Below are 11,143 nucleotides of genomic sequence, written 5' to 3' on the forward strand. Positions count from 1 at the left end.
TTTACAAAGGTCAATTAAATGTCAACATATATTTTTGGACATACAAATCCTGATTCTGATTCTATCGTTGGGGCTATCTCTCTTGCATATCTTAAAAATCACCTTGGTGAAGAGTGTATACCGACACGTCAAGGTGAAATATCTCCTGAGACTGAGTTTATACTAAATAAGTTTGGAGCAGATGTACCTGAGCTTAAGACTTCTTATGCTGGTGAAAAAGTTTATATAGTTGATTTTTCTGATTTAGGACAAGCTCCTAAAGATATTATGGAAGCTACTATTTTAGGAATATATGATCATCATAAACTTGGTGACTTAACTACTTCTACTCCGCTAGAGTGCTGGATCAGACCTATTGGTTGTTCAAACACTGTAATTAAAGAAGCTTATGATTATCACGGTGTAGAGATTCCAAAAGATATTGCAGGAATGATGCTATGTGCAATCCTAAGTGATACTGTAATCTTTAAATCTCCAACATGTACTAAAATAGATACTAAAGCAGTTAAAGAACTAGCAGCTATAGCTGGAGTTGAAGACTACAAAGCTCTTGGTATGGAGATGTTCATTGTTAAATCTGCAGTAGAGGGCGCAACTGCTCGTGCATTAAATACTCGTGATTACAAAGAGTTTGCAATGGGTAACGAGAAGTTAGGTGTTGGACAACTTGAAGTAGTTGATTTAAGTGTGTTTGATAAGATGAAAGATGATCTTTTTGCAGATATGAAAAAGTTAAAAGAAGAGGGTGGTTTACACTCAGTAATCATTCTTTTAACAGACATCATGAAAGAAGGGTCTCAACTTCTTGTAGTTAGTGATGATGAGAGTAAAATAGAGAGTGCTTTTGATTGTAAACTAGAAGACTCTCAAGTTTGGCTAGACGGTGTTCTTAGCCGTAAGAAACAAGTTATTCCTTTCTTACAACCTCAATTTTAATTCTACTGAATTATAAACCTATTAAAATAAACTTCTTCTACCTCTCCATCTGAGAGGTGGTTATTTATATTATTAACCAACTCTTTTTTCATTAGATTATTTGCTACGGTAGCGTTTTTACTACCAGAAATCGTATGTATAACAGCACTTCTTAAAATATCACCTTTAGCGATAATTTCTTCTTCAACACTATCCCCGCTTAACCAGCTATTACTTTTTTTCTCTTTGAATTTTAAAGATATATTTGCAGTTAGTTTTCTGTTTCCAGAGATATTTACAGTAAAATCACCAAGACTAGCCATACTGCCTTCTTTAATTTTTACTTTTGTAGTGTAGTAACGCTCTTTAGCTATTTTTTCTTTTTGTTCAGATGGACCTTTCATTCTGCTTCTTACATCACTGATACTATTGTCTTTTTCATCATATTTTTGTATCTTGCTAAAATCTGACTTAGAGACACCATATACAAGTAGCATCCCTACAATAAGTGTTACAATGATGCCTATAAGTATTTTTACAACTTTTTGAAACATTAATATCTCCTACTCAACATAGAGGTAGCGTTTAATTTTTTTAGTTGGAGTTTTTATAAACGGTTCTATCTGTTCAACAAATTTATTTACTTTAGAAAAAGATGCAACTTGAGTGTTTACATCAACTCTTAACTCTTCTAAAAAGTTTGCTATATCTTCTTTAACCTTAGCATCTGAAGCTCTATCTGCTTTAAACATCTCATCAATCATCTCATAGTCTAAATGTACTCTTGCTATTAGTTTAGAATCCTGCTCCATTACAAGTGAATCAAGAACAGCTTCGTTTTGGTTAATAACAGCTTCTATCTGTTCTGGATAGATGTTTTCCCCACCTGAGCCGATTATTACATTTTTGCTTCGTCCACTGATAAATAAAAATCCGTCTTCATCCATATAGCCTAAGTCTCCGGTTAAAAACCATCCATCTTCCATGACTTCTTTTGTTTTTTCTTCATCTTTGTAGTAACCAAGCATCACGCTGGGAGATTTAACTATGATTTCTCCTTCACCTGTTTTTGGATCTTTGTCTTTTATCTTAACTGTTACACCATAAAAAGGAGTTCCTGTTGATTTTACTTTAACAATGCCATCTATAATCGAGCCACCGGCAATAAGAGGAGATGTCTCTGTTAAGCCGTAACCAATAATATAAGGAAACTCTGCTTCCATTAGAAACTGCTCTACAAAAGGAGATAGAGCTGCTCCTCCTATACCGAAGAATCTTACTCTTCCACCAAATGTTTCTATCAGCTTTTTTCCAGCAGCTTTGTTTAGTATTTTTCTGAAAAATGGTATTTTATATAGATGCTTTAGAATAAATGAACTGTTAAATTTAGCTAGAACTTTGTTCTTGTAGATTTTTTCTATGATTAAAGGAACGCTTAACATCATAGTCGGTCGTACAACACTAAATGCTTTTAAAAGTACACTAGGAGTTGGTACCTTATCTATGTAATGAACACTACTGCCATGAAGTATGGGAACTATTAAACCAACTGTACACTCTAGAGTATGTGCCAAAGGAAGTATAGATAAGAAAATATCACTCTTATGTATTGTAATTTTAGAAAATGATGAAAGAGCATTTGTAACAAGATTTTTATGAGAGAGCATTACTCCTTTAGAATGTCCTGTTGTGCCAGAAGTGTATATGATTGCCGCTAAGTCATCTTCTTTTGGCTCTGTAATCTTAATAGAAGATTTAGAGATTTTTTGCTTTAGTTGAGATATATAACTTTGATTGCTTATCTCTTCAATTATCTCAAGTTTTTCCAAGTTTATTACCAGTTGTATATTTAAATCGTTGGCATCTTCAATCGTTGGTAAAAATTTATCTGATACAAAAACAGCTTTAGCTTCTGAGTGTCTAATGATATGGTGAACATCAGAAGGATGAAAATCTGGAAGAATAGGAACAATAACAGCATTAAAATAAGTAACAGAAAAGTAAGCTACTGCCCAGTTAGGCATATTTTCACTTAAAAGTACAACTTTATCACCTTTTGAGATACCGCTTTTTTGAAGTAGTTGTACTGTTGCTTTAACTTTTTCGTTTAGTTGATTATAGCTCATAGGCTCTTCGCCTACCTTCGCCAGTGAGGGCTCCTCTCCATATCTATTTACAGATCTGTCGAATAGTCTTGGAAGTGTAAAGTTTTCTAAATTTTCATATGGGTAGTTCATCTATAATCTCTTATTTTAAATTGATTTAGTATTATTATACATAAATATTAGAAAAATTGGATTAGCTTGAGCAGAAGAAGTAAAACACAACAACCAGCGCGAAACACCGTAACATTTAGTGAAAAAGATTTCCTGCCTACGACTAGAGCAGAGATGGATGCCTTAGGCTGGGATCAGTGTGATGTGATTTTAGTTAGTGGAGATGCATATATTGATTCTCCATTTATCGGTGTAGCTATGGTTGGTCGCATGCTGGAGCGTCTTGGTTATAAAGTAGGTATGATAGGTCAGCCTGATATCAAAAGTGATGTTGATATTAAGAGACTTGGTGAGCCTAGACTCTACTGGGGTGTAAGTGGCGGCAGTGTTGATAGTATGGTTTCAAACTATACCGCTACAAAGAAGTTTAGAAACTCTGATGACTATACTCCTGGCGGGAAAAATGACAAAAGGCCAGATCGTGCTCTTAGTGTTTACTGTAATCTTATCCGCCAACACTTTAAAGGTACAGTTCCGTTAGTCCTTGGCGGTATTGAAGCAAGTTTGCGAAGAGTTACTCACTATGATTATTGGGTTGACAAGCTCAAAAAACCGGTTATCTTTGATGCTAAAGCCGATATACTTATCTATGGTATGGGTGAAATAGCACTAGAACAAGTAACAGCTGCTCTGGCATCTGGAGATGATTATAGAGATATACGAGGTGTTTGTTATATTTCAAAAGAGCCTGTTCATGAATATATACAACTCCCATCACATCAAGAGTGTTTAGATGATAAAGAGAAGTATATAGACCTCTTTGATGATTTCTATGATAACAATGACCCCATAAGTGCAAAAGGACTTTGTCAGCCTGTAGATAGCCGTTACCTTATTCAAAATCCTCCATGTGATTACTTGGATGAAAGAGAGATGGATGCTAACTCTAATTTGCCATTTACAAGAGAGTTGCATCCTTACTATGCAAAGATGGGCAAGGTAAAGTGTTTAGAGACAATAAAGTTCTCTATCATGACTCACCATGGATGCTGGGGAGAGTGTAACTTCTGTGCTATTGGTGTTCACCAAGGTAGAACAATCCGTACTCGCACAGAGGGAAACATACTTGAAGAAGCAAAAGAGTTCAACAAGTACAAAGACTACAAAGGCATCATAAGTGATGTTGGAGGTCCAACTGCTAACATGTACGGATATGAGTGTGGGAAGAAGCTTAAAAAGGGTACATGTGATGATATTCGTTGTGTAGATGCTGATCGTCTATGTAAGGTTATGCATGTTGACCATGGAAGAAATATAAACCTGCTTAGAAAAATAAGAGAAGTGGACGGTGTCAGAAAAGCCTTTGTAGCATCTGGTGTTAGATATGACCTAATTACTGCAGATAAAAAGCATGGATACTCTTACTTAAAAGAGATGGTTGACCATCACATATCAGGACAGATGAAAGTTGCCCCTGAACATACACAACAACATGTTCTTGAACTTATGGGTAAACCTGGCAAAGAGACACTGGTTGACTTTAAAAAGATGTATGATAAGTTAAATAAAGAGTCCGGAAAACCACAGTTTTTAACTTACTATCTTATTGCAGCGCATCCGGGATGTGAAGAAAAAGATATGCATGAGTTAAAGAGATTTACAACAGACGAGTTAAAGATGAATCCAGAACAGGCTCAGGTATTTACTCCTACTCCTGGAACTTACTCGGCTGTTATGTATTATACAGAGTTAGATCCAAAAACTCGTAAGAAAATCTTTGTAGAAAAAGATACAAAAAGAAAAGAAAAACAGAAGCAGATTGTAGTTAAAAAAGATAGCTTTTGTAGTGGATTTGCTTCTTAAATATTGTTACGAAGTCAGTTTATTTATAGTTTTAAAAAACTCAGAGACTAAGTTTTTTTGTTGAGTCAACTCTGCGACATATTGATCGTATGTTTTACCTTCTTTCATAAGATATTTGATAAGATAATCTTGTGAAGCATGGATTCCATATTTTGCTTCTATATTTCTGAGTCTTTTGTACAGAGGCTCTATGGCTCTTATTGCATTTTTTGGAGCAGCGTGTAAAATTGCTAAATATCCATCACTCTCTTTAGTTACTGGATGATACTTTTTTTCAAAGAAAGTTGTAACCCAATAGTATTTTCCATCTTTAGCTCTGTTTTTTACAATCATTGATACATTGTTATCATCTTTGATTCGATCCCACATAAGTTTAAACATTACTTTTGGCATATCAGGATGACGAATTATATTGTGTGGAGAGCCAAGAAGCTCCTTTTTTGAATATCCACTAACCTCACTAAAATAAGGATTTGTATATTTAATTGTTCCCTTGAGATCTGTTGTACTTAATATACATTTTACATCGTCTAATACAATTTCATGAGATAAGTTATGATTTTTTTGCAGTGTCATAAGAACTCCTATAATGGGATATACAGCCATAAATTATTTCAATTTTAATATAAGTTTTCTTAATTAAACTTAATGAAAATAATTAAATAAGAGCATTGAAATTTGGATAAAAAATACACTTTTGAATAAATTAATGCAAAAATTGTTCCAACTCTTACATTGCTCTCAGTTTTAATATTCTACAATACACCAATAAATAACTAGAAAGTATGAAAAATGAGAATTGATAAATTTTTAAATTCAGTAAATATAACTAAACGTCGCTCCGTCGCTCAAGACATGATAAGTAATAAAGTTGTTTTGATAAATGAAATAGTAGCAAAAGCTAGTAAAAACGTTGACGTAGGCAGTATTATAAGTATTATCTATCTTAATGAAACAAAAAAATATGAAGTACTTCAAATCCCTACAACAAAATCAACACCAAAATCACTGCAAGATCAATATATAAAGGAAGTGTAATGACTTATAAAGAAGCAAAAGAGCAATTTACTTCACTTTTTAATGATGAGATGAGTGATGATGAGATGCGAGAGTTCTTAGTTAGCATGAAACTTGATGAAAATACATCTGTAGAAGCAATAGCTGCTGCTGCTGAAGTGATGAGAAGTAATGCAATCCCTTTGCCTATATCTGGAGAACTTCGTCGTAAGGCAATAGATATAGTTGGTACTGGAGGAGATAAAATCGGAAGTTTTAATATCTCTTCTACTGTTGCACTTTTAGTTGCTGCATCTGGAAGTTATGTTGCAAAGCATGGAAGTCGCTCTGTTACTTCAAAATCAGGTAGTGCAGATATGTTCGAAAAGCTTGGAGTCAGACTTGATCTGAGTATTGAAAACAGTGCCAGACTTTTAGAGGAATCAGGCTTTACTTTTATGTTTGCACAAAATCATCATCCTGCAATGGAATTTATTATGCCTGTTAGAAAAAGCATCCCTGACAAGACTATATTTAACATACTTGGACCTTTAACAAATCCTGCCGGTGTCGAGAAGTCATTGCTTGGTGTATTTGATAAAGCGTTTGTACCAAAAATGGCAGAAGCACTAAAAATAAACGGTGCAAAATCTACCATGGTCGTAAGTTCAAAAGAGGGTATGGATGAGATCAGCATCTCTAATATCACATATGCATCAAGACTTCACAAGGGGCAAGTTCATGAGTTTAAAATAGATCCCCAAGAGTATGGAATAAAACGAGCTCCCCTTAGTGCTATTGTTGGTGGAGATGCATCTTTTAATGCTGGAATTTTGCACAATATTTTTAATTCAGTGGCTACGGATGCACAGAGAGATATTGTACTTATTAATGCAGCATCTGCGCTTATGGTCGATGGAATGGCTAGGGATATTCAAGATGGGCTTGAAATTGCACGTGAAGTGATAAAAAAAGGAAAAGCCAAAGAGAAATTGAAACAAATCATAGAGATTTCAAACAAATTATGATAGATTATCAACTAAAATTAGATGAACTTCACACTTTAGTGAAGGAAATTAGCGAAAAATTTCAAAATGGAGTCATTATTTTAAAAGGTGACTTAGCATCTGGTAAGACAACATTTGTAAAAGCTTTAGCTTTGCATCTAGGTGTAGATGATGATGTGACTTCTCCTACATTTTCTCTGCAGCAATGCTATGGAAATAGAATTTTTCACTATGATATTTATAATCATGGTATAGAACATTTTATATCTTTAGGTATGTTAGAAGAGTTAGACAGAGATGGACTTCATTTAGTAGAGTGGGGTGATGACAGACTTGTTGATATCTTAGAGTCTGCAGGTATAAAAACATTAACGATTACAATTGGAAAACTAGATAATAATAGTAGAAATTATAAGGTAGATTATGCACACGCTTAAAGCAGTTGACTTAAAGAAAAGAATAAAAGATTTAGAAATAGTAAAAGGGATGAGTCTTGAGGTGAGTAGTGGAGAAGTTGTTGGACTTCTTGGACCAAATGGTGCCGGGAAGACTACTACTTTTTACATGATTTGTGGGCTTGTTGAAGCTAGCGGTGGTGAAGTATTTTTTGATGGTGAGAACCTATCAAATATGCCACTTCATCAAAGAGCAATCAAAGGTATTGGTTATCTTCCTCAAGAAGCTTCTATATTTAAAGACTTAACAGTTGAAGATAATCTTATGGTAGCTGCACAAGTTGGCATTGAAGGCAAAGAAGCACAAGAAGCGAGAATCTTAGAACTTTTGGATATGTTTAATATTGAACCGATTCGTTACCGTAAGGGTATTAGCCTTAGTGGTGGTGAAAGACGTCGTGTAGAAATAGCAAGAGCTCTTGTTAATAAACCAAAGTTTTTACTTCTTGATGAGCCATTTGCAGGTGTTGACCCTATTGCTGTTATGGATATTCAAAAGGTAATACATCAGCTTGTATCTTATGATATAGGTGTGCTTATAACAGACCATAATGTTCGTGAGACTTTAGCTGTATGTGATAGAGCCTATGTTATTAAAGCAGGAGAGCTTCTGGCTTCTGGAACTAGTGATGAAATAGGACAAAATGCAGATGTGCGTACACACTACTTAGGTGAGGGATTCAAACTCTAAGGAGTTTATCATAATATGGCAGGATTAAGACAAAATACCAGCGTAGAGACAAAGCATAAACTTTCGAATACTCTACGTAACTGGCTGCCTATTTTGCACTCCAGTCTGGGTGATCTTAGTGATGCTATGGCCCCTTTTATAGAGTCTAACCCTGTTGTAGAAATAGAGTCCGGTTATGAAGATGATTTTGAGAAAAGAATCCCTAAAAAAATCATAAGCGGACAAGTAAGCAACTCACGTACTGAGCAGATAGAAGCTTTAACAATACAGAAAAAATCTCTTTATGAAGTTTTGGATGAGCAGATAGGCAAACCACTTTTCCCAACTCCAGTCTCTCAGGAAGTGGCATTTTTTGTTGTGGAAAATTTAGATGAAAATGGTTACTACGAGGGTGATAGTGAGTCATTTTGCAGTAAAAACGGCATCTCAATAGATGAATTTGAAAAAATTCGACTTAGATTCGCTCATTTAGAACCTGTTGGAATTGCCGCAAAAGATTTAGCAGAATCTTTTTTATTTCAATTAGATTCTTCAGATATAAGTGATGAAGCTTATCCACTATGTGTGGAAATTATAAAAGATATACAGGCTATACATAACTTTTCAGACAAAGAACATTTTAGTGAAGTTATGCGAGTACTTGGGACATTTAAAAACCCTCCGGCAATTGAGTATCAAGAAGAGTCTGCTCATGTAGTTCCTGATCTTATGATATTTTTTAATGACGAAAACTCTATAGAGATAAAGCTAAACGATGCATATTATCCGACTATAAAAATAGATAGTAACTATGCTGTTGAGCATGAGTTTATTACCCAAAAGATAAAAGAGGCTAAAAGCTTGGTAGATGCACTAGACATGAGACGTGCAACACTCTACAAAGTCGGTCTTATGATAGTTGAATACCAGTATGAGTTTTTTACGGGTGGGCAGGTTATGCCACTTACATTAAAGACTCTTGCTGATGAATTTGGACATAACCCATCAACTATATCACGTGCAATTGCTAACAAGTACATTGCCTGTGACAGAGGAGTATTTGCCATGAAAGAATTCTTTACAACTGCAATAGATGAAGATGTATCAAATGCAGCTATTAAAGAGTTCCTTGTTGGTTTAGTAAAACAAGAAAGTCGTGAAAAACCTCTTAGTGATATGAAACTCCTAGATTTGATTCAAGATAAATTCAAAGTAAAAATGGTTAGACGTACTATTGCTAAGTATAGAAAACAGCTAAATATAGCCGGCTCAAGTGAAAGGAAAAAACTCTATCATTTACATTAAAAAAAGACTGGACGAAGAAGCAAAAAAGCGTAACAACGCAGATGAAGTCTCCGTCGATAAATTGGACCCAATTTTAGTAGCGCATCGCTACAGAGATCCTACTATTTCACTTATCTGTGCACTCTTTGCATACGGTAATGTTAAGCAGATAGTTAAGTTTTTAGATTCTTTGGATTTTTCGTTGCTAACAAAAAGTGATGATGAAATAAAAGAAGCTCTGAAAAACCACTATTACAGGTTCCAAAAGAGTGAAGATGTTATAGCTCTCTTTATTGCCCTAAAGCGCCTAAATGAGACTACAACTCTTGAAGAAGTTTTTGTAGATGCTTATAACACAAGCTCTAACGTTATAGATGGAATAAATGCTCTTATAGAGATGCTAATATCTCTCTACCCTCATAATACACAAGGGTATAATTTTTTGACCTCAAAAATCACAACAAAGACAAAAGGGGCCGGTGCCCTAAAGAGATGGATGATGTTTCTTCGATGGATGGTTAGAGAAGACAATATCGATATGGGTTTATGGAGTGGTGTTAGTAAAAAAGATCTGATTATGCCTCTTGATACTCATACTTTTAATGTCTCCAAAAAACTTGGATTACTACAGAGAAAAACATATGATCTTCAAGCTGCCATAGAACTTACAGAGACACTGCGAAGTTTCGATAAAGATGACCCTTTAAAGTATGATTTTGCACTCTATCGCATAGGACAAGAGAAGATTCTATAATATAAATGAGACTTTTTAGCTACTTTTATTAATTGTTAATTAATAAATGTGTATATTAAGTCAAAGGACATTTATGCGACAGATTATTTTAATCTTTTTACTTACTCTTGGCCTGTTCGCCAAAACAATAACTCCAAATGAAGTTTACACTCAGGCAATGCTTATTTCAGATGAAACACATTACTTACTTAAACATTATGGCATCAAGCATGATCATGATGGCATTGTAAGTCGTACTGCTATAAAAACACAACTCAAGCCACGCAATGTTTGGCAGATGACTTATGAGATAGCTATTAAGATGAATATTCTTAGAACTGCCCATAAGCTACCTATCATAGAACCGGTTAATATGTCTCCTGTACTTAACTTAAACCCTGATCTAGTGTATGAACAGACACAAAGAATATTGACTGAGATAAAGATATTTAAATATAGAATGGGCATAAAAAACAGAGAGTTAAAGGAAAAGATATATACAAATAAAACACCATTGGATGTTTTTAATCTTCTTCGAAAAATCAGCGCTTCTTTTGATGAACTAAATCAAGCAGAATTTACACCATCTTATGTATTTGGTGAAACAATGCGCGTGTATGATGATCTAACCGAAATTCTGGCGCATCTAAAAATAAAAGATAATACTATTCCGACAGCCAGAAATGATAAAGCTACGCCAAAAGACACATTTAAAGTATCTATGAATATTTTAACAAAGATAAAACAGATACAGTTTTCTATGGGGGTAGAGAGCGTTGATTTTTCAGTATTTAAGAAAGATGAGCTAACACCAAGTGATGTCTTTACTATGAGTCAAATGATTATAGCTGAACTTCAAACTATTAAGGCATATATAGGGTTGGAACACTATATAACACCTGCTGCTACAACTTACACAGGTAAAACACCTACTGATGTTGAGCAATTGATGAATTGGAACCTTAGAAAAGTATCATTGATTGATATAAAAGCAGGGGAATAAT

General features: G+C 34.5%; 12 protein-coding genes. 9 read left to right on the top strand and 3 right to left on the bottom strand.

Annotated elements, in window-relative coordinates:
* The first annotated feature begins 18 nt into the window (after window positions 1-18).
* Window positions 19-936 carry a manganese-dependent inorganic pyrophosphatase gene (locus SMGD1_RS13050; protein ID WP_008337121.1) on the top strand — a complete coding sequence of 306 codons (918 nt, stop codon included), beginning with the start codon at window positions 19-21 and terminating at the stop codon, window positions 934-936.
* Between the two features lie 2 nt (window positions 937-938).
* Here SMGD1_RS13050 and SMGD1_RS13055 read toward each other — a convergent pair whose 3' ends face one another.
* Window positions 939-1,469: a flagellar basal body-associated FliL family protein gene (locus SMGD1_RS13055; protein WP_008337214.1), complete on the bottom strand. Its 531-nt coding sequence runs from the start codon at window positions 1,467-1,469 to the stop codon at window positions 939-941.
* Between the two features lie 9 nt (window positions 1,470-1,478).
* Window positions 1,479-3,152 carry an AMP-binding protein gene (locus SMGD1_RS13060; protein WP_008337107.1) on the bottom strand — a complete coding sequence of 558 codons (1,674 nt, stop codon included), beginning with the start codon at window positions 3,150-3,152 and terminating at the stop codon, window positions 1,479-1,481.
* 153 nt (window positions 3,153-3,305) lie between these two features.
* Here SMGD1_RS13060 and SMGD1_RS13065 point away from each other — a divergent pair, with 153 nt between their 5' ends.
* Window positions 3,306-4,994, top strand: a complete 1,689-nt coding sequence (locus SMGD1_RS13065) for a YgiQ family radical SAM protein (protein ID WP_008337142.1) — start codon at window positions 3,306-3,308, stop codon at window positions 4,992-4,994.
* A 6-nt stretch (window positions 4,995-5,000) separates the two neighbouring features.
* Here the strand turns inward: SMGD1_RS13065 and SMGD1_RS13070 are convergent, their stop codons facing one another.
* Window positions 5,001-5,570, bottom strand: a complete 570-nt coding sequence (locus SMGD1_RS13070; RefSeq protein ID WP_008337513.1) for a PAS domain-containing protein — start codon at window positions 5,568-5,570, stop codon at window positions 5,001-5,003.
* Window positions 5,571-5,786: 216 nt separating this feature from the next.
* Between SMGD1_RS13070 and SMGD1_RS13075 the strand changes: the two genes are divergently transcribed.
* The 7 genes from SMGD1_RS13075 (at window position 5,787) to SMGD1_RS13105 (ending at window position 11,142) form a co-directional block, all read left to right on the top strand.
* Window positions 5,787-6,032 (top strand): S4 domain-containing protein, encoded by a 246-nt coding sequence (locus tag SMGD1_RS13075; RefSeq protein ID WP_008337547.1) that lies wholly within the window; start codon window positions 5,787-5,789, stop codon window positions 6,030-6,032.
* A complete protein-coding gene (trpD, locus tag SMGD1_RS13080) occupies window positions 6,032-7,018 on the top strand; it encodes an anthranilate phosphoribosyltransferase (RefSeq protein WP_008337323.1) in 987 nt (328 codons plus the stop codon). Before SMGD1_RS13075 ends, trpD begins: the two co-directional genes overlap by 1 nt.
* Window positions 7,015-7,434, top strand: a complete 420-nt coding sequence (gene tsaE, locus SMGD1_RS13085; RefSeq protein WP_008337472.1) for a tRNA (adenosine(37)-N6)-threonylcarbamoyltransferase complex ATPase subunit type 1 TsaE — start codon at window positions 7,015-7,017, stop codon at window positions 7,432-7,434. The genes trpD and tsaE overlap by 4 nt, the downstream gene beginning before the upstream one ends.
* A complete protein-coding gene (lptB, locus tag SMGD1_RS13090) occupies window positions 7,421-8,143 on the top strand; it encodes an LPS export ABC transporter ATP-binding protein (RefSeq protein WP_008337308.1) in 723 nt (240 codons plus the stop codon). The genes tsaE and lptB overlap by 14 nt, the downstream gene beginning before the upstream one ends.
* 15 nt (window positions 8,144-8,158) lie before the next feature.
* A complete protein-coding gene (locus SMGD1_RS13095; RefSeq protein WP_008337257.1) occupies window positions 8,159-9,427 on the top strand; it encodes an RNA polymerase factor sigma-54 in 1,269 nt (422 codons plus the stop codon).
* Window positions 9,396-10,160 carry a TIGR02757 family protein gene (locus SMGD1_RS13100; RefSeq protein ID WP_008337131.1) on the top strand — a complete coding sequence of 255 codons (765 nt, stop codon included), beginning with the start codon at window positions 9,396-9,398 and terminating at the stop codon, window positions 10,158-10,160. The genes SMGD1_RS13095 and SMGD1_RS13100 overlap by 32 nt, the downstream gene beginning before the upstream one ends.
* Before the next feature lie 73 nt (window positions 10,161-10,233).
* Window positions 10,234-11,142: a hypothetical protein gene (locus tag SMGD1_RS13105; RefSeq protein WP_008337562.1), complete on the top strand. Its 909-nt coding sequence runs from the start codon at window positions 10,234-10,236 to the stop codon at window positions 11,140-11,142.
* Window position 11,143: the final 1 nt, after the last annotated feature.

Source organism: Sulfurimonas gotlandica GD1, from assembly GCF_000242915.1.
GTDB classification, from domain to species: domain Bacteria; phylum Campylobacterota; class Campylobacteria; order Campylobacterales; family Sulfurimonadaceae; genus Sulfurimonas; species Sulfurimonas gotlandica.